Below are 19,601 nucleotides of genomic sequence, written 5' to 3'. Positions count from 1 at the left end.
TAATATAATGCAATACTCATGCCACCTTTATGGCCTTAGAAAAGACATGAGTATTTTTGCATTGTATTTGAAATCTAGAGGATGGCTTTATTTTAACATTCTTGAGCATTGTTCATTTTTTGTGCACTAACTTTGGATTTGACTCATGTTGAGATGGCATCAAATGGTGTGAATGTTGAAAACATAATACTTGTACTTAACCAATAATGATTATTATTCATTGTGTTCATATTAATTACAGTGTACATTTTATTTGCAATATTCACTCTGTTTACAATGTGTATTCTGTTTACAGTTTATGAACTATTACAAGCTTTTGTATTACACACTAAACTTACTTTACTAATAAATCTAAATTGTATCTTTTAATCTTCTCATATAGGCTTGTACGACTTATTCCTAAGGACTTTGCAGTTTGTAATTTATTCCCATCGGTTTCAGTTAACACTTGAGTAATAGCTTTACGTTCAATTTCTTCAATAATTTCCTTGAGACTCCCTTCAAGTTTAACCTCTTTTGGCTCCAAATTAATAATTTTATGGTCCTGAAAATTCTTGCGAATATAGTAGGGAAGGTGTTCTATAGTAATCATAGCCTCCTTCTCCACTAAGTTTAAAGCTCTTTCAATCAAATTAGCTAGCTCCCTAATATTCCCAGGCCAATGATAGGTTTTGAGTGCCTCCATAGCAGACGGAGATATTTCGGTTACATGTCGCTCCATTTCTCCTGCCAGCTTCTTAAGCAGGTAGTTAGTAATTAGTGGCACGTCCCCGCTCCTCTCCCTTAGGGGTGGAATATTTATACTGATTACGTTCAACCTATAATATAAATCTTCTCTGAATGTTTTCTGTTCAACCATTTCTTGTAGATTTCTATTTGTAGCTGCTATAATTCTAACGTCTATCTTTTGACTCTTTACTCCACCTATTCTCTCTATTTCCCGCTCCTGTATTACTCTCAATATCTTAACCTGCATGTTTAAAGGTAGATCACCAATTTCATCAAGAAAAATAGTACTCTTATTAGCCAATTCAAACTTCCCAGGTTTTCCACCCTTTTTAGCCCCAGTAAAGGCCCCTTGTTCGTAACCAAAAAGCTCAGACTCGATTAATTCTGCTGGTATAGCTCCACAGTTTACTTTAATAAGAGGATATTCCCCCCGTACACTAGCGTTATGAATAGCATGGGCAAAGAGTTCTTTTCCCGTACCACTCTCTCCTAATAATAAGACATTAGATTTACTAGAAGCAACTTTGTGGGCAAGTTCCCTAGCCCTCATAATCTCATCACTGTTGCCCACAATACTTTCAAAGGTATATTCCCCTCCAAGGGCCTTCTTCAGTTCTCTTTTATAGAATTCCAGTTGTTTTTCCATCTTCAAAATGTTCTTTACATAGACATCAAATTCAACTAGATTTTTAAAAATAACCGTCCCTACCGCTCCTATAATCCTACCTTCCCTATAGATGGGTATACGGTCTGCAATCATCTGATTTCCTTTTATTTCTTGTATATCTCCAATTTCTTTTTGCCCCGTCTTAACTACAATATGCATTCTTGTATTCTCTATAACTTCCGTTACGTGCTGTCCAATTGCTGATTCCTGACTAATTCCAATAAAGTCGCAATAACGTTTATTAATCATAATAATATAGCCATCTGGATCTACCACCACCATCCAGTTATAGGTTATATTAAAAATGTCCTTATATAGATTTAATAGAAACTCTATATCCTCCAACTTGTCTTCCGCTTTCTCATGTAGACGATTAATAAAATTCAAGTCTATATACTTTTGTCTTCTTTCTTCACGGTTAATTGGATTCACCCCCTAGGGATTATTTTTCTTAAGAACTTTGATAATATTGCTATGATTTGAGATTTGTGTTTTTTATTAATATAAAAACAGCAAAGAATCGACTAAGGATCCTTTGCTATATATATATATGTTTTATTAAGCTATCTTTTAACGATGACGGCTGTACCCATTCCACCACCAATACATAATGTGGCTAATCCATAGTTAGACTCTCTCTTTTGCATTTCATGTAATAGGGTTACAAGGATTCTTGCCCCACTGGCTCCGACTGGATGTCCTAGTGCGATTGCTCCCCCATTCACATTTACTCTCTCAGCAACCCAGTTTAATTCTTTGCCTACTGCTAGAGCTTGAGCTGCAAAGGCTTCATTTGCCTCGATTAAGTCCATATCTTCTATTTTAAGTCCAGCCTTTTCTAAAGCTTTTTGAGTTGCAGGAACTGGCCCAATACCCATTATTGATGGTTCTACTCCTGCATTGCCATAGGATACTAAGGTTGCCAATGGCTTAATTCCCAATTCATCAGCTTTTTCTTTCGTCATGATTACTAGTGCTGCTGCTCCATCATTAATTCCAGATGCATTTGCAGCAGTCACACTTCCATCCTTCTTGAAGGCTGGTCTTAATTTGCCTAATTTTTCAGCCGTTACTCCTGCCTTTGGGAACTCGTCAGTATCAAAGATGATTGGATCGCCTTTTCTTTGGGGAATACTTACTGGTACGATTTCTTCCTTAAACTTTCCTTCTGCTATAGCTTTTTCAGCTTTGTTTTGACTTTCAGCTGCAAATTGATCCTGTTCTTCTCTCGTTAGTCCATACTTTTCTACTAAGTTCTCAGCAGTAATTCCCATGTGGTAGTCATTAAAGGCATCAGTTAAAGCATCATGAATCATTGAATCCATCACTTGACCATGTCCCATACGCATTCCCCATCTTGCCTTTGGTAAAAGGTATGGAGCTTGGCTCATGTTTTCTGTTCCACCTGCTACTACTATATCATTATCTCCCGCTATAATTGTTTGAGCTGCCAAAGATACTGTCCTTAACCCTGATCCACAAAGCATGTTGATAGTGGTTGCTGGTATGCCTGATGGTATGCCTGCCTTTATAGAAGCTTGTCTTGCAACCCCTTGCCCTAGTCCAGCCTGTAGAATACAGCCCATATATACTTCATCCACCTGCTCTGGTTTAACATTTGCACGATTTAATGCTTCTTTAATAACTAGAGCCCCTAAATCAACAGCTGATACATCTGCTAAAGCACCACCGTAATTTCCTATTGCTGTTCTAACTGCACTTGCTATAACAATTTCCTTCATTTTTAGTATCCTCCTTCTATATTTATATAGTTATTTATAATAATTATCATTGCAAATATCATGCCATCTAACATAGAATACAGAAAAATTAATAACTATAATACTATGTCAGTATCTCCTTAATGAATAAGTAAGAATAGTGTTGCAAGAATAGTGGCTGAATCTTCAATAATGTGAATTTAGATATATCCGTCTTTCCCTCGGACAGAAACCTCCCCCGAAAAGACCAAATCTTCTTTACCTCCTTCTTGAGCTATCTTCAGCAATCCTTCTTCTGTTATATCCACAGCTTTGGCAATTGTTTCTTTGTTACCTTGGATAATACGGATTTCCTTTCCAAGCATTGCAGAATATTTTTTACAGATTTCTATCGTACTCTGCAAACTACCACTCTTGATGTAATCCTGATAAAGTTTTTCAAATTCATTTAGAATTGCAACAATCATCTCTTTACGAGAATAATGCTTTTTACCCTCTATCAATAAAGATGTACCTTTCTCCCTTAAATCCTCTGGGAATTCCTCTGTATTAACATTGATTCCAATGCCAACAATTATGTAGGCTACTTGATTTAATTCCCCCGACATCTCCGTTAATATTCCACATACCTTTTTACCATTTATAATAACATCATTTGGCCATTTAATCAGTACATCTAGGCTTGTGATACTCCTAATCCCTAGACACGTGGCAGCAGCGGCAATTTGGGTCATTTTAGCCCCCTCTGTTGGAGGTATTTGGGGCTTCAGAATGATAGACATGAAAATTCCTTTTCCTTTTGGAGATGTCCACCCCCTCCCCATTCGACCTCTGCCTTCTGTCTGTTCATTTCCAATAATAACAACTCCATGGGGTGTTTCATGGGCTATTTCCTTTGCGTAAGTGTTGGTGGATTTGATGGAGTCAAAGTAGATGATATGATGTCCAATTTCTTCGGTATCCAGCATTGATTGTAGTTCTACAGGGACCAGTAGATTATCATTTTCCATCAACTGATATCCTTTTTTATTGACAGTTTCAATGATATGACCTTCCTTTTTGAGGGAGTTGATTTGCTTCCAGATGGCTGTCCTAGAAACGCCGAATAGTTCAGCCAGTTCCTCTCCTGACTTATACTGCCCCTTGCTTTCATATAGTACCTTTAGTATTTTTTCTTTCATACCTGCATCTCCTGTTTACATTAACTATTGTCTTTATTTATTATAATGCTATTGTCTTATTATTAAATGATCATAAGTAATGTAATCGTATCTATTTTCTGAATTACTAATCATCTATTACTAGTATACTAATTTATAGCAAAAAAACAAAGACCTCGAGTGAATTTTGGTAGACTTTATTTGATATAATTTCCCTCTCCTTCTTCAACTTTTTTTATTTAATGAAGAAGACGATTAATCCAACAATGTGTAAATGTATACAGAAATATGTAGAGGGTACTGAAATTATGTAGCACAAAGAATATGAGGGTTTTTCAACATGCAAAGAGGGCACCATCTAGTGCCCTCTCTTTATTATAGTTCAATATATTTATTAATTAAATAGGGTTAATAATACCCCAGCTGCAACAGCTGACCCGATTACCCCTGCAACGTTTGGTCCCATAGCATGCATTAATAGGAAGTTGCTTGGGTTTTCCTTTTGCCCTACTACTTGAGATACCCTTGCTGCCATTGGTACAGCCGATACTCCAGCTGAACCGATTAAAGGGTTGATGGCATTACCACCCATCATCTTGTTCATTAACTTAGCCAGCAATACTCCTGACCCCGTTCCAACACCGAAGGCTACAATCCCAAGAACAATGATTTTTAAAGTTTCAAGTTTTAAGAAGTATTCTGCTTGAGCTGTTGCACCAACAGAGATTCCCAATAGAATTGTTACGATATTCATTAACTCATTTTGAGCTGTCTTTGACAGACGATCTGTTACCATAGATTCCTTTAATAAATTACCCAACATCAGTAAACCTACTAAAGCAGAAGCAGATGGTAATAATAAAGAAACTATAAGAGTAACTAGTACAGGGAATACTATCTTTTCTGTTTTAGATACAACCCTTAACTGTTGCATCTTAATCATTCGCTCCTGCTTATTAGTAAACATCTTCATAATAGGCGGTTGAATGATTGGTACAAGTGCCATATAAGAGTATGCCGCCACTGCAATTGGTCCCAATAGATGAGAAGCCAATTGTGAAGTAAGGAAAATTGCCGTTGGTCCATCGGCTCCTCCAATAATTCCAATTGATGCAGATTCTTGAGCATTAAATCCTAACAATATCGCTCCAATAAATGTAAAGAAAATTCCTGCTTGGGCCGCTGCCCCTAAGAATAAACTCTTGGGGTTAGCAATTAATGGACCAAAGTCCGTCATCGCCCCTACCCCTAAGAAAATAAGTGGAGGAAAAATCCCTAGTTTTACACCTTTTCCAAAATATTGTAGTAGTCCACCTGGAGTCTCAGTATAAATTTCAATAGGTATTCCCGATTCCAAGGCTTTTGCCGTTGGTTCCATTAGCATAGATGCGGATTCAGGGTCAACAGATTTAATCAAAGTTGACGCCCCTTCCATTAGTCCTGCCAGTGGAAGGTTAGTCAACATCATACCAAAAGCAATTGGTACCAATAATAATGGTTCAAATTTCTTGCCTATGGCAAGATATAGTAAAAGACAAGCAATGATTAGCATTAATGCTTGTTGCCACGTCATTAATGCATATCCAGTGCTCTGCCAAAACTCTGTAAGTACGCTTAGCATTTGTGCATCTCCTTTCGATTAAAGTGGTCAACAACTATTACTTTAAAGATACTAGTACATCTCCACCATTAACTGATGCACCTTCTGATACATGGATTGCTGCAACTGTACCATCAGCTGGAGCCATGATTTCATTTTCCATCTTCATCGCTTCGAGAATAAGTAATACCTGACCTTCCTTAACCGCTTGACCTTCTTTAACTTCTATTTTCCATATGTTTCCTGGCATTGGAGCTTCTACAGTTGTTGCACCCGCTGGAGATGCTACTGGTGCTGCTGGCTTTGCCGCTGGCTTAGCTGCTGGAGCTGCCTTTGGAGCCGCTGGTGCTGCTGGTCTTGGTGCTGGAGCCGCTGCTCTTGGGGCAGGAGCTGCTCCATCTTTAATTTCCTCTACATCTACTTCGTAACTTACACCATTTACAGTTATATTAAATTTCTTCATGATCATTCTTCCTCCTTAAAATAGCGGTTTGGTTTTCAATCGATTTCATTAGTTTGATTAGTTCATTCTTGCTGCTTTAGCCCATGCTGGGGTATCATCACCAACACGAACGATATTACGAACAACTATATTATGGGTTGATGTATGGAGACTGGCTGCTACTGCTGCAGCGATTACCGCTACTAGTTCACCATCATCTACAACTTCCTCTTCTACAACTTCTTCTTTAACTACAGGAGCAGGAGCAACCTTCGTCTTCTTTTCTGCTGACTTTTTATCAACATTGCCTAACACTTTACTCATTAATTGAATTCCAAAGTAAAGAACAATTAGAGCTATGAAAACGATTACTAGTCCTATAGCCGTAACCTGAAGACCTGCAAGAAGTTTTTCACCCATAGACATTGTATCAATAGAGTTTTTCAATTTATCAATTAGACCCATTAACGATCACCTCTTTATTAGTTTCCTCCGTCTATACTGGCAAGTTACCATGTTTCTTTGCTGGTCTTGTTTCTCTCTTGCTGGCTAACATATTTAAAGCATCTGCTAATCTTGGTCTTGTTGCAGATGGCTCAATCACATCATCAACATAGCCCCTCTCCGCTGCTTTATATGGAGTAGCAAATTCCTTCTTATAGTTTTCTACTAGTTCAACTCTTGTTTGTTGAGGATTATCTGAATCACTAATTTCTTTTCTGAAAATAATGTTTGCAGCTCCCTCTGGACCCATAACTGCGATTTCAGCTGTTGGCCAAGCTAATACCATATCCGCTCCAAGGTCCTTACAGCACATTGCGATGTAAGCGCCACCGTAGGCTTTTCTAACGATCAATGTGATCTTTGGTACTGTTGCTTCACTATAAGCATAAAGCATCTTAGCACCATGACGGATAATTCCGCCATACTCTTGAGTAGTTCCTGGTAAGAATCCTGGTACGTCTACAATATTTAATACTGGAATATTGTAAGCATCACAAGTTCTGATGAATCTTCCTGCTTTGTCAGAAGCATTGATATCTAAGCAACCTGCTAAAACCTTAGGTTGGTTAGCAATAATCCCAACAGATTGTCCATTAATTCTAATGAAACCTGTAAGCATATTCATTGCAAAGTAAGGTTGTACTTCATAGAAGTCTCCATCATCTGCAATTAACTCAATCACTTTTTTCATATCATAAGGCTTGTTTGGGTTTTCTGGAACGATTTCGTCTAACTCTGCAATAATCTTATTCACATCATCTGCTGTTTGGAAAACAGGTGCTGTTTCTAAGTTATTTGATGGTAAGAAGCTTAGTAATCTTCTGATATCAGCGATACAAGCCTCATCATTTGCTGATAAGAAGTGGGCAACACCACTTGTTCTATTGTGGGTCATACCTCCACCTAATTCTTCAGCAGATACTTCTTCTCCTGTAACCGTCTTGATTACCTGTGGCCCAGTAATGAACATCTGGCTAGTTTTGTCCACCATGAAGATGAAGTCAGTTAAGGCTGGTGAATAAACCGCACCTCCAGCACAAGGTCCCATGATTGCAGTAATTTGAGGAATAACACCTGAAGAAATTGTGTTACGGTAGAATATTTTAGCGTATCCAGATAAAGCATCTACACCCTCTTGAATCCTCGCTCCACCAGAGTCATTTAACCCTACGATTGGAGCTCCCATTCTTAATGCCATATCTTGAACTTTAACGATTTTAGCAGCATGCATTTCTCCTAAAGAACCCCCAACAACTGTAAAGTCTTGGGCATAAGCATATACTAGTCTACCGTCAACTTGACCATATCCAGTAACAACCCCTTCACCAGGAGATTCTACTTTTTCCATACCAAAATTAACGCATCTGTGATTAACAAAAGCGTCGATTTCAACAAATGTTCCTTCGTCAAACAACAGATTGATTCTTTCTCTTGCTGTCAATTTACCTTTTTCATGTTGGCTGGCAATTCTTTTTTCTCCGCCTCCAAGCTCGATTTTCGCTTTGCGTTGGCGCAGTTCTTCTATTTTGTTTACGGCCATTCTTAACCCTCCTATTAAATAATGCTAAACTCAGGACTATTATAACATAACCTCTTTAGGTGTCAAACCTAGTCTTGTCTTTCACTTAATTCGATTAGAACCCCATTAGTACTCTTTGGATGACAGAAGGCAATCTTTGCTCCACCTGCTCCATATCTTGGCTTCTCATCAATCATCCTAACACCCTTTGCCTTCATTTCCTCAATAGCTTCTTCGATATTCTCTACTCTAAAAGCCATATGTTGGATTCCTTCGCCCTTTTTCTCAATGAATTTAGCAATAGGACCGTCTTCTTCAGTAGACTCCAATAGCTCTACCTCAGTATCTCCCACTGGTAAGAAAGCAACCTTAACTTTTTGCTCCTCTACTACTTCTGTACCTACACACTCAAGCCCTAACATTTCTTGATAGAACTTTAGGGTTTCATCTAAGTTTTTAACTGCAATACCGATATGGTCTAATTTCAAAGCCTTCATTATTTGTTCCTCCTTATGAGTTCTTAAGAATTACTTTATTCACCAAATCATTGCTCATTGTATAGGGGTCCATTTCTCGATGGGCTACCTTTTCAGCCATTTTTAAAATCATCGCCTTTTTTTCTTCATTGCCTACTAATCGGTCCATTAGCTCCCTTTGAACTAAGTCAATGATTTCAAGCTGAATATTTCTAATACGTTTTTCCATTAGTTTACCGCTATTTTCTAAGTAGTACCAATGCTTATTCATATTATCGTATAGCTCATCGATCCCTTTATTATATAAGGCCACCACTTTTGATATTGGTGGTCTCCATTCGCTGTGATTGAAATCCAACATCATTTCGATTTCTACTTGCGTTCTGTCGGCTCCGTCTCGATCCGCCTTATTCACTGCAAAAACATCTCCGATTTCCATGATGCCAGCTTTAATAGCTTGAATATCATCACCTAATCCAGGAACCATAACCAGTAATACAGTGTCGGCTGCCTTTACAATGTCCACCTCTGACTGACCTACTCCAACCGTTTCAATGAAGATGTAATCACAGCCGTAGATATCCAGTACTTTTACTGCCCCCAAGGTTGCCTTTGAAAGTCCACCTAAATGCCCACGGGTTCCCATACTTCTGATAAACACCCCTGGATCAGTATATAGATCTGTCATACGTACACGATCCCCTAAAATTGAACCGCCAGTGAAGGGGCTGGTGGGATCAACAGCAATAATGCCCACAGTTTTACCTTCCTGACGTAATTTCTTAGCCAATTTGTCGGTAAGTGTACTTTTGCCAGCCCCGGGGGGGCCTGTGATTCCAACGACTTTAGCTTTGCCTGTATGACTGTATAGCGCAGAGATTATTTTAATTGCCTCTGGATCATTATTTTCCATCATAGAAATTAATCTAGCTGCAGCACGTTTATCTTTGTTTAAAATACCTTCTTTTAAACTCACTGTCCCACCACCTATTGAGCTGATATTTAAAATGTAGGTGAGGTCCCCACCCCCATTTTACTTATATAAGACTATAAACATCTCTTAAGGTTTTCTTTAATAAAGTCGATTGTTACTTGAGTTGGTGTTCCGGGAGTGAAGATTTCTGCTAAACCACTTTCCTTTAAACCTGGAATATCTTCATCTGGAATTACACCACCACCGATTACTAGTGTTTCATTATATACGTTTTCCTGCTTTAATAATTCAACTACCTTTGGAAGCAAGTGATTGTGGGCACCTGATAAAATACTTAGGGCAACAACATCAACGTCTTCTTGTACTGCAGCTGCAACTATTTGCTCAGGTGTTTGTCTTAATCCTGTATAAATAACTTCCATTCCAGCGTCTCTTAACGCTCTTGCAATAACCTTTGCTCCACGATCATGACCGTCTAGTCCTGGTTTTGCTACTAAAACTCTAATTGGTCTTGCCATATCTTAATCCTCCCTTATATTCATCAATAGTTTAAAGAATAACGCTTTGTTGGTACTCACCGAATACTTCTCTTAACACGCCACAGATTTCTCCTAATGTTGCATAGGCCTTAACTGCATCTATAATATAAGGCATTAAATTGTCAGTTCCTTCAGCAGCAGTTTTTAGAACAGCTAATTTTTCTTCTGTTAGCTTGTTATCTCTTTCTGCCTTTAGTTCATTAATCTTTTGTTTTTGAAGTTCTCCTACAGATGGATCTACTCTTAATAATCCCTTTGGAGCTTCTTCTTTGATTTGGAACTTATTCATACCAACAACGATACGCTCATTGCTTTCAACTTGCTTTTGGTATTCATAAGAACTATCCATGATCTCTTTTTGGATGTATCCTTTTTCGATTGCCTCAGCAGAACCACCAAGTGTATCAATCTTGTTGATGTATTCCATTGCAGCTTTTTCAATTGTATTAGTTAAGTTCTCTACGTAGTAAGAACCTGCTAATGGGTCAATCGTTTCAGCTACACCACTTTCATGGGCAACGATTTGTTGAGTTCTTAAAGCAACACGTACTGAATCTTCAGTAGGTAAAGCCAATGCCTCATCCTTAGAGTTTGTATGAAGAGATTGTGTTCCTCCAAGTACAGCCGCTAAAGTTTGGATTGCTACCCTTACGATGTTGTTGTCAGGTTGTTGAGCAGTTAAAGTTGATCCTCCTGTTTGAGTATGGAACTTTAATTGCATTGACTTTGGACTTTGAGCGTTGAATCTTTCCTTCATAATTTTAGCCCATAGTCTTCTTGCCGCTCTAAACTTCGCTACTTCTTCTAATAAGTCATTGTGGGCATTGAAGAAGAAGGATAATCTAGGTGCAAATGTATCTACATCTAATCCAGCCTTGATGGCAGCTTCAACATAAGCAATACCATTTGCCAGTGTAAATGCAACTTCTTGGATAGCTGATGAACCAGCTTCACGAATATGGTAACCTGAGATACTGATTGTGTTCCAGTTTGGTACTTCCTTTGAACAGTATTCAAATATATCTGTAATTAATCTCATAGATGGTCTTGTTGGGAATATGTACGTACCTCTAGCGATATATTCCTTTAAGATATCATTTTGGATTGTTCCTCTTAATTGATCTGAAGATACACCTTGCTTTTCACCTACTGCAATGTACATTGCTAATAATACAGATGCAGGTGCATTGATTGTCATTGAAGTACTTACTTTGTCCAGTGGAATTCCGTCAAACAGGATTTCCATATCCTTTAAAGAGTCAATAGCAACCCCTACTTTACCTACTTCACCTTCAGATAAGGAATGATCTGAGTCGTATCCGATCTGTGTTGGAAGGTCAAATGCTACTGATAGACCAGTTTGGCCTTGCTCTAAAAGGTACTTATATCTCTTGTTGGATTCTTCAGCAGTGGCAAATCCAGCGTATTGTCTCATTGTCCAGAAACGCCCTCTATACATGGTTGGTTGAACCCCTCTTGTGTATGGAAAATGTCCTGGGTAACCTAAATCATTGTCGTAATCCAGTTCAGCCACATCTGCTGGTGTATATAATCTTTCCACCTCTTGATTTGAGCCTGTTACGAATTGCTTCTTTCTTTCAGGAAACTTGCTTAAAGCTTTACCCACTTTGTTTTCGTTCCAGTTTGCTTGGTCTTGCTTGATTTTGTCTAGTTTTTCCTTGTCAAACATTTTACTTCCTCCTTCGAGATTGTAAGTTTATGAAGCCATATTTTACCTTATGAAGTATACAAATAGAATCCTTCAATTTAATATCTACTATTAAACAATATACATTCTCTTATATCCTCCAGTTACTCCATTTTATAATACTCTCCGTCACTTTTATGTCTTTAGATGAACTTTTTGTTTTGCAATTTAAATTTCACCACTTGCAAACGTTGAAATTTCTATTGCAACCCTACAGATATTCTACAGCTTTTTGCTGATTCCTGCAACCATCTTTCTTGGATTTAGGTATTTTTTTAACATCTTTTTTGATAATTATACAATTTTGAAACAATTTACTCAATCTACCCCACCGCACTTACAATTCCACTACTTTCCTTCTTTACATTGGTAGCTTATGTAAAAGAATAGTAAACAATACTATCCCAAGCAAAGCAAATAGATAGACAGCTCCAGCCAGCATAATCCAATTCAATCTAAAAACGTATCTTCCTATTATATACCCAATATATATTCCTATCATACCTACAAACAAAGAAATGATTGCTAGTATCTAGCCATTTCCTAATATTACATCAAAACTCAGCATCCATATCTTACAACTAAACATCCTAAAAAAACAGGGAAAACTCTGTGATAGCATTAAATCGTTTTAACTTTCGCTAAATCTTTTTTGTAGTTATCAGGTCCGATATGATACAAGTTGTTTCCCTGCTGATCTATTGCCACCACAACAGGCAACTCCTTTACCTCAAGTCTTCTAATGGCCTCTGTCCCCAAGTCTTCGTAAGCAATGACCTCCGCTGTCAAAATTGAGTTTGCAATTAATGCCCCCGCGCCCCCCAGGGCAGCAAAGTACACACATCCGTTCTTTTTGATACTTTCTACCACTTCTATACTCCGATCTCCTTTTCCAATCATCCCCTTTAACCCTAGATCCAATAGGGTAGGGGTAGGTCTGTCCATCCGCAAACTGGTGGTGGGGCCTGCTGAACCAATCACCTTTCCCTCTGGAGCTGGTGTTGGACCTACATAGTACAGAACCTGTCCCTCCAGTTGAAAGGGTAATTCTTCATTATTTTTTATTTGATCAATTAATCTTTGGTGGGCTGCATCCCTCGCCGTGTAGATGTAACCACTTAATAGTACTTTGTCTCCTACCTTTAGTTCTTCAATATCCTCTGTTTTTAACGGAGTTGTAATCCTATGGGTTTTCATTTTTATGATCCTCCCTTATTAGTTATTTGAAGGTAAATGTATAATTATTATAGGTGATTTTTCTAATTTATCTTTCAATCAAACGATTGGGATAATTTGTTGTGTTTAAATGTAATCATAAATTTTAAATAGTGAAATTTATAATATAATTTCCCCATGTCTAGAGGCATGACAATTAATATTTACAGCCACAGGTAATCCTGCTATATGGGTGGGGAAGGTTTCTACATGAACTGCTAAGGCGGTGGTTTTCCCACCAAATCCTTGAGGTCCAATCCCTAGGTTGTTTATCTCTTTTAATAACGCTTCTTCTAAGGAAGCGATCCCTCCATCATCATTTCTTTTTCCCACTTTTCTTAAGAGGGCCTTCTTTGCTATTTGTGTTGCTTTATCAAAGGTGCCACCTATGCCAACGCCAACGATTATAGGAGGACAACAATTTCCACCAGCTTTTTGAATGGTTTCTAATACAAAATTCTTTACTCCCTCAGCCCCATCGATGGGCTTTAGCATTTTGACACCACTCATGTTTTCACTTCCAAAGCCCTTTGCAGCTAAAGTAATCTTCAATTGATCCCCTTCAACCAAATCATAGTAAATGATGGCTGGGGTATTGTCTCCGGTGTTTTTTCTTTGTAATGGACAGGCTACAACAGACCTTCTAAGGTATCCTTTTTCATAGCCTCTTCTCACCCCTTCATTAATTGCCTCCGTTAAACTCCCATTTGCAATTTGAAGATCCTGTCCCACTTCAACAAATGCCACCACCATACCTGTGTCTTGACAGATCGGTAGCATCTCCCTACGGGCAACCTCTTGATTTTCTAACAAATCCTTTAGTACCGTTTTTCCCAATGGCGAGTCCTCTTCTAATAATGCCTTCTCCATCAGTTCCTTTAAATCCTCCTCCACATAGATATTCATGTGGATACAAAGTTTTTCCACTTCTTTGACTATACTTTCCCACTCTATTCTTCGCATATTTTTCCCTCCATAGATCTGCTGGTTTAATTTACTAATCATTTTTGCACGACAAAATGACCTTGAAAGTATTTCTTCAAGGCCATTGGTTATTAAAGCTGACTGTCATCTTGATCTTTTTTAGCTTGTTCCTTTAGTTCTTTATATCTCTTGTCGATTTCTTCGATTGTATCCTCGTCATTGATGATAAGTTTACCAGTGAAGATCATATCATACATTTCAGCATCTAGGGTTTCTACTTTTAACAATGCCTTTGCCACCACATGAAGTTTATCCATATTATCAGCCAATAACTTCACGGTTAATTCATAAGCATCGTAGACGATTCTTCTGATTTCATGATCAATCTCAGAAGCAACTTCTTCAGAGTAGTTTCTCTTGGAAGTAATGTCTCTTCCTAAAAATACTTCTTCGTCCCCACCACCTAATGCCATAGGGCCTATTTTTTCACTCATACCATATTGAGTAACCATCGCCCTAGCAATAGCGGATACTCTTTGAAGGTCATTGGAAGCCCCTGTACTGATATCATCTAAAACAAGTTTTTCAGCCACTCTACCACCTAAGAGATGAACAATATGGGATTCCATTTCACCCTTAGTTGTATAGTATTTATCTTCCTTTGGTAGAATCATGGTGAATCCACCTGCCCTACCCCGTGGAATAATCGTTACTTGATGGACAGGGTCTACGTTTGGTGTTAAGGTTGCAACTACCGCATGACCTGCTTCGTGGTAAGCCGTAAGCTTACGTTCTTTTTCACTGATTACTTTACTTTTCTTCTCAACCCCAGCGATTACTTTGGTAATAGCTTCTTCGATGGTTGCCATATGAATTTTCTTGTCATTTTTTCTAGCAGTTAACAAAGCTGCTTCATTCATGAGGTTCTCGATATCAGCAGGTGTAAACCCTGGTGTTCTTCTTGCTAATACCGTTAAATCAACATCCTCTGCCAGAGGCTTACCTTTGGCATGAACCTTCAGAATCGCTTCTCTACCTTTAATATCTGGTGCCCCAACTAATACCTGTCTGTCAAATCTACCAGGTCGAAGTAATGCTGGATCTAGTATATCAGGTCGGTTGGTGGCTGCTACAATGATGATTCCTTCATTGATGCCAAAACCGTCCATCTCAACTAATAATTGATTTAGGGTTTGCTCTCTTTCATCGTGACCGCCCCCAAGGCCAGCCCCTCTTCTTCTACCAACTGCATCAATCTCATCTATAAAGATAATACATGGTGCATTTTTCTTTGCTTGCTCGAATAAGTCCCTCACACGGGAAGCCCCTACCCCTACAAACATTTCTACGAAGTCTGAACCACTAATACTAAAGAATGGTACCCCTGCTTCCCCTGCAACTGCTTTGGTCAAATAGGTTTTACCTGTACCTGGAGGTCCAACCATTAGAATTCCTTTAGGGATTCTTGCTCCTAGTTCGATATATTTTTTGGGATTCTTTAAGAAGTCTACCAACTCTTGAAGTTCTTCTTTTTCCTCATCAAGTCCAGCAACATCATCAAAGGTAACTTTCTTTCTTTCATCTTCCTTATGTAGTTTTGCCCTACTCTTTCCAAAGGACATCACTCTATTCCCGCCACCTTGGGATTGTTGCATAAACACAAACCAGAAGACTACAAAAACTAATACCATAAAGATGGAAGGTAAAAGATCGATAAACCATGGGGTCTCAGGAATCGGTTCACCTTTGACAATTAATCCCTTTTCAATCTGTTCATCTATAATTTCTGTAAATCGCTCTTCACTATATACCTGTGGTATATATGATTTAAAGGGCTTCTTTTCATTATTAACTAGCAAAATCCCCTCTATAGAACGGTCTACAATGTTTATTTCCTTAACCTTCTCTTCTACAAGCTCTTTATATAGTATAGAGAATTCTATTTCTACTGGTTGCTGAGTTGTTCCTGCAAATTGATTTACAAGAATAAGTAAAACGATAAAGACTAAAATGTAAAAACTAGCTCCTCGGAAAAATTTCCTCAACAAAAGTCCTCCTCTCATTCATGCTTACTTACTTTTATTGCATTTTACAATTTTACCATACTATCCTTTTAAAAACAACTTATCCTCTCCATTCCAATCATAGAATTTTCTTAACTTTTTCTTAAGTCACTTTTAAATTCTATGCTTAAAATTTGCTTAGTATTATTAGTTACCTTATACTTATCACTCATTTGATATCCAACCACCCACATGACCTCGCTTCCGTCACACACCAGTGGTATTCGATCCCTTTCTTCCCGTTCAACTTTTCTGTCAATGAAGAAATCCTTTAGCTTTTTAGACCCCTTCAATCCTAGGGGCATAAACCGATCCCCATCCCGTCTGTTACGAATAATCAGCTGACGGGAGATTTGATCCCAATCAAAGACCTTAACATATGCTGTCCTTGGGATTTCCTCTAAGTCTTCGATATCCAATACATTAAACTCAAACACCCCATGTATTTCTTCTATAGGAATGATACCCAAATCTTTTACTTCATAATTAAAAGATTTTACTCCTTTATCAGTATTAGTAGTTAGAATGATTTTATGATAGCTTTTTTTAGCTGTAATCCCCATCGGTAATTGAATAGCTTGGCCAGTTTCACTGTTGTTCACCAGATGTTGTAGGTTTTCAATATGACGGTATTCTAATATTTCACCCTTTCCCACCAGTGCCTCTACAGAACACCTAATAACCCTCACAAAAAGAGCCCTAGGGAGCTTATTGATACCATGGACAGGTAAGATAACTGTATTGGCGTCTTCCCGTTGGGCTAACAGTCCATAAATGTCTTGTGCCTGCTGTTGAATAAAGTCATGATCTGCCTTTAGGGTTTCAGCCATCCTTGAAAGGGCCTCTATTAAGTTAGGGTTGTACTCCTTTTCCAGCATCGGAATTAATTCTAGGCGAATTTTATTGCGATGATAGATTGGCTCTAGGTTAGTTAGGTCTATCCTTGGCTGCAATTGATGTGTAATACAATACCCCTCTATTTCATCCCTTGTTATATCTAACAAAGGTCTAATGATTTTTCCCCTTTTGTGGTGTATGGCTGTCAATCCTTGCAGACCCGTCCCCCTAAGCAGTCTCATTAAGACCGTTTCTGCTTGATCATTCTGGTTGTGAGCCACGGCAATTTTTGTTGCCCCTACTTTTTCAGCTACTTCATCGAAAAAGGCATATCTTAGTATCCTACCAGCTTCCTCTAGGGACCGATGATTATTTTTTGCATATTCTGCTACATCTATACTCTTTACAAAGCTCATTATATTCAGTCTCTCACATAATTTTGTCACATATTGGGCATCCTTCAATGCCTCTATCCCTCTAAAGTTATGATTGAGATGGGCACCATATAACTGAAGATGATACTCCTCTTGTAGCTGACTAAGTCCGTGGAGTAGACACACAGAGTCAGGGCCTCCTGAGATTGCTACGACAACTTTGTCTCCATCTTCGATTAATTTGTCTTCTACTATTCTTCTTTTTATTTTGTCTATTACTTGCATGATGTCATCCCTTTTTCTTTTATTTAAACTATTTCTCCACGTATGTAAATATTCCTCTTATAAACCCATAATTTCATGTGTATTTTACCAATGGGTTATTAATATTAGACAACCTGTAGCGATAAAAAATCCTAAGCTAATTCTAAAGATATTGCTAATTAAAGCATCCCCTCGAACTTTACTCATCTTCACTAGATTCAGCTTCTCTTTATTATATAACTCATTAATTTTCTTTGCAAACTGGCTACTATTGTAGCACTGATTCAACATCATATCAATGACTAGACCCTTTAGCTCTTCACTTATTTCTAAATTTCTGACCTTCTGAAAGATATCTTCCTTCTTTTGTTTTAATGGGTTTAACTTTTCTCCAATTAACAAAAGAATTAACATCATATTAAGGGTAAAAAGGTCATAGGAAACTTCAGCCCTTCTCTTCCCACAGCGCCACGCCCCTCGGTCGTAGGCTGGTGTATATTCCTTTACAGTGGCTCCTATTTCCACCACTCCACCTAAATCAATCAATCTGATGGCCTTTTGCTTTTGATCAAACATGATATTTTCTAATTTAAGATCTCCTAAAATATATCCTTTTTGATGAAAAGATTCTAATACCTTAAGTAAAATCAGTATCATTCCTAGTATAGTGGTTCGTTGTAGCTGCTTTTTTTCAGTATATACCTTTAGATTATCCCCTTGGATATAGTCTAGCAAAAGAAAGTGATAAATACATCCCCCTCGATGGAAATCATCCATTTCATATACATTGACCACAAATTCAATATCTGAAAATTTCTTGATAAGCTGATATTCTCTATTAAGGGATAGGCTATCCTGACTGACCTTCATGGCGTAGCGTTTTTTCCCTTCTCCCTCCACTAGAAAAACCTCGGCAGTGCCACCTGTCCCAAGTTTTCTGACGATACGATAACTGTTGTTGTTCCATTTACCTGTGATGTGTCCTCCAATATCCTTTAGGGACTCTTGCATTATATTCCCTCCCTACTGCCTAATAAACAGATAAAAATAGGTAGGGATGGATGCCCCCACCTATACGACATACTCTTCTAGGGCCGTTATTCTTTCTTTATTTCTTCCTACACTGTAAAAATCTTCAATGAGCTTTGTAGCATAATCTATTGCTACTGCTGTGGGGGTTCCACCCTTTGGTTTCATCCGGTGAAGATTTCTTTCCATCTGATTTAAATCGTCATTAAAATGATGCAGCACCCTACAGGTATCCGCCTGTTCCCCCGGGAATGCTACCACCGCTATATCTATTCTTCCTTTTCGATTTCCAAAAGAGTCCAGCAGATCCAATATACTATGGCGGGCCGATTGAATTTTGTGGGCCATACTACCACTGCAGTCCAGTAAAATACAACAGCATACCCCCACCTCGTCGGAATACTTGTCTATGTAATTTAGTAATTTACTTCTGGATTCGGGGGGCATTTGATTCAGCTCGTTCCCCATCAATTGCTTTAACTGCTTATTTACTGCCTCCTGCAAAGTAGAGGTCACTGTTTTATGACTAAGGGTGTGGATTGTCTGGGATAGATTATCAATATATGTGTATTCATAATGCCCGCCCCCTGCCTCAGCCATATTTACAACCTCCTGAAAAGGTGCTTCCCGTTGTTCTTTTTGATCTATGATTCCAATGGTACTGACGGTAATTCCTTTCCTAAAGGCTTTTCTAGCTGCCTCCACTGGATTACCTCCGATATTGGATTGTCCATCGGTTACCACGATAATTTCTTTGATTGTGGCTTCATTAATTTCCATTTATCATCACCCCATGCTATTTTTTGTAATTATTTCCTTGTGATCTTTTTTTATACCCTGTTGAATATTTTGGGACTTTTCCCTCTTAAAATATATGTGAACTGTGTTAGAATAGG

Annotated in this window: 17 protein-coding genes; all 17 read right to left on the bottom strand. The window is 38.2% G+C overall.

All coding sequences use genetic code 11. From position 1 onward, the window contains the following. Window positions 1-334: 334 nt before the first annotated feature. Window positions 335-1,828, bottom strand: a complete 1,494-nt coding sequence (locus tag JOC73_RS12545; protein ID WP_330613195.1) for a sigma-54 interaction domain-containing protein — start codon at window positions 1,826-1,828, stop codon at window positions 335-337. A gap of 131 nt (window positions 1,829-1,959) precedes the next feature. After that, entirely contained in the window at window positions 1,960-3,138 is a 1,179-nt protein-coding gene (locus JOC73_RS12540; RefSeq protein ID WP_204403783.1) for an acetyl-CoA C-acetyltransferase, read from the bottom strand. A 179-nt stretch (window positions 3,139-3,317) separates the two neighbouring features. Next, window positions 3,318-4,298, bottom strand: coding sequence for a biotin--[acetyl-CoA-carboxylase] ligase (locus JOC73_RS12535; protein WP_204403781.1), 981 nt, complete (start codon window positions 4,296-4,298; stop codon window positions 3,318-3,320). A 373-nt stretch (window positions 4,299-4,671) separates the two neighbouring features. After that, window positions 4,672-5,898 (bottom strand): sodium ion-translocating decarboxylase subunit beta, encoded by a 1,227-nt coding sequence (locus JOC73_RS12530; RefSeq protein ID WP_204403779.1) that lies wholly within the window; start codon window positions 5,896-5,898, stop codon window positions 4,672-4,674. 37 nt (window positions 5,899-5,935) lie between these two features. Next, a complete protein-coding gene (locus tag JOC73_RS12525; RefSeq protein ID WP_204403777.1) occupies window positions 5,936-6,340 on the bottom strand; it encodes a biotin/lipoyl-containing protein in 405 nt (134 codons plus the stop codon). A 57-nt stretch (window positions 6,341-6,397) separates the two neighbouring features. Then, window positions 6,398-6,784, bottom strand: a complete 387-nt coding sequence (locus JOC73_RS12520) for an OadG family protein (RefSeq protein WP_204403775.1) — start codon at window positions 6,782-6,784, stop codon at window positions 6,398-6,400. Window positions 6,785-6,815: 31 nt separating this feature from the next. After that, window positions 6,816-8,363: a methylmalonyl-CoA decarboxylase subunit alpha gene (gene mmdA, locus JOC73_RS12515; RefSeq protein ID WP_204403773.1), complete on the bottom strand. Its 1,548-nt coding sequence runs from the start codon at window positions 8,361-8,363 to the stop codon at window positions 6,816-6,818. A 68-nt stretch (window positions 8,364-8,431) separates the two neighbouring features. Further along, window positions 8,432-8,839 carry a methylmalonyl-CoA epimerase gene (gene mce / locus JOC73_RS12510; protein WP_204403771.1) on the bottom strand — a complete coding sequence of 136 codons (408 nt, stop codon included), beginning with the start codon at window positions 8,837-8,839 and terminating at the stop codon, window positions 8,432-8,434. Between the two features lie 13 nt (window positions 8,840-8,852). Next, on the bottom strand, window positions 8,853-9,794 hold the full coding sequence (gene meaB, locus JOC73_RS12505; RefSeq protein ID WP_204403769.1) for a methylmalonyl Co-A mutase-associated GTPase MeaB: 942 nt from the start codon (window positions 9,792-9,794) through the stop codon (window positions 8,853-8,855). 71 nt (window positions 9,795-9,865) lie between these two features. Then, window positions 9,866-10,270: a cobalamin B12-binding domain-containing protein gene (locus JOC73_RS12500; RefSeq protein ID WP_204403767.1), complete on the bottom strand. Its 405-nt coding sequence runs from the start codon at window positions 10,268-10,270 to the stop codon at window positions 9,866-9,868. Window positions 10,271-10,301: 31 nt separating this feature from the next. Next, window positions 10,302-11,981, bottom strand: coding sequence for an acyl-CoA mutase large subunit family protein (locus JOC73_RS12495; RefSeq protein WP_204403765.1), 1,680 nt, complete (start codon window positions 11,979-11,981; stop codon window positions 10,302-10,304). Between the two features lie 639 nt (window positions 11,982-12,620). Then, window positions 12,621-13,196 carry a Fe-S-containing hydro-lyase gene (locus tag JOC73_RS12490; protein WP_204403754.1) on the bottom strand — a complete coding sequence of 192 codons (576 nt, stop codon included), beginning with the start codon at window positions 13,194-13,196 and terminating at the stop codon, window positions 12,621-12,623. A 138-nt stretch (window positions 13,197-13,334) separates the two neighbouring features. Continuing rightward, window positions 13,335-14,177: a fumarate hydratase gene (locus JOC73_RS12485; protein WP_204403752.1), complete on the bottom strand. Its 843-nt coding sequence runs from the start codon at window positions 14,175-14,177 to the stop codon at window positions 13,335-13,337. A gap of 92 nt (window positions 14,178-14,269) precedes the next feature. Further along, on the bottom strand, window positions 14,270-16,183 hold the full coding sequence (gene ftsH, locus JOC73_RS12480; RefSeq protein ID WP_279381062.1) for an ATP-dependent zinc metalloprotease FtsH: 1,914 nt from the start codon (window positions 16,181-16,183) through the stop codon (window positions 14,270-14,272). 110 nt (window positions 16,184-16,293) lie between these two features. Further along, entirely contained in the window at window positions 16,294-17,697 is a 1,404-nt protein-coding gene (gene tilS / locus JOC73_RS12475) for a tRNA lysidine(34) synthetase TilS (RefSeq protein WP_204403748.1), read from the bottom strand. 84 nt (window positions 17,698-17,781) lie between these two features. Further along, entirely contained in the window at window positions 17,782-18,687 is a 906-nt protein-coding gene (locus JOC73_RS12470) for a protein kinase domain-containing protein (protein WP_204403746.1), read from the bottom strand. Between the two features lie 60 nt (window positions 18,688-18,747). Then, window positions 18,748-19,485, bottom strand: a complete 738-nt coding sequence (locus tag JOC73_RS12465) for a vWA domain-containing protein (RefSeq protein WP_204403743.1) — start codon at window positions 19,483-19,485, stop codon at window positions 18,748-18,750. Window positions 19,486-19,601 lie beyond the last annotated feature (116 nt).

Origin of the sequence: Alkaliphilus hydrothermalis, from assembly GCF_016908555.1 — a bacterium.
GTDB lineage: Bacteria > Bacillota > Clostridia > Peptostreptococcales > Natronincolaceae > Alkaliphilus > Alkaliphilus hydrothermalis.
The sequence above is the reverse complement of the archived record's forward strand: the minus strand, read 5'-3'. Positions and strand labels throughout refer to the sequence as shown.

Bases quoted from the DNA above. Each gene is read 5' to 3' on its own strand.
- JOC73_RS12540 (WP_204403783.1), bottom strand. From the start codon at position 3,138: ATGAAGGAAATTGTTATAGCAAGTGCAGTTAGAACAGCAATAGGAAAT.
- JOC73_RS12535 (WP_204403781.1), bottom strand. From the start codon at position 4,298: ATGAAAGAAAAAATACTAAAGGTACTATATGAAAGCAAGGGGCAGTAT.
- JOC73_RS12530 (WP_204403779.1), bottom strand. From the start codon at position 5,898: ATGCTAAGCGTACTTACAGAGTTTTGGCAGAGCACTGGATATGCATTA.
- JOC73_RS12525 (WP_204403777.1), bottom strand. From the start codon at position 6,340: ATGAAGAAATTTAATATAACTGTAAATGGTGTAAGTTACGAAGTAGAT.
- JOC73_RS12520 (WP_204403775.1), bottom strand. From the start codon at position 6,784: ATGGGTCTAATTGATAAATTGAAAAACTCTATTGATACAATGTCTATG.
- mmdA (WP_204403773.1), bottom strand. From the start codon at position 8,363: ATGGCCGTAAACAAAATAGAAGAACTGCGCCAACGCAAAGCGAAAATC.
- mce (WP_204403771.1), bottom strand. From the start codon at position 8,839: ATGAAGGCTTTGAAATTAGACCATATCGGTATTGCAGTTAAAAACTTA.
- JOC73_RS12500 (WP_204403767.1), bottom strand. From the start codon at position 10,270: ATGGCAAGACCAATTAGAGTTTTAGTAGCAAAACCAGGACTAGACGGT.
- JOC73_RS12495 (WP_204403765.1), bottom strand. From the start codon at position 11,981: ATGTTTGACAAGGAAAAACTAGACAAAATCAAGCAAGACCAAGCAAAC.
- JOC73_RS12490 (WP_204403754.1), bottom strand. From the start codon at position 13,196: ATGAAAACCCATAGGATTACAACTCCGTTAAAAACAGAGGATATTGAA.
- JOC73_RS12485 (WP_204403752.1), bottom strand. From the start codon at position 14,177: ATGCGAAGAATAGAGTGGGAAAGTATAGTCAAAGAAGTGGAAAAACTT.
- tilS (WP_204403748.1), bottom strand. From the start codon at position 17,697: ATGCAAGTAATAGACAAAATAAAAAGAAGAATAGTAGAAGACAAATTA.
- JOC73_RS12470 (WP_204403746.1), bottom strand. From the start codon at position 18,687: ATGCAAGAGTCCCTAAAGGATATTGGAGGACACATCACAGGTAAATGG.
- JOC73_RS12465 (WP_204403743.1), bottom strand. From the start codon at position 19,485: ATGGAAATTAATGAAGCCACAATCAAAGAAATTATCGTGGTAACCGAT.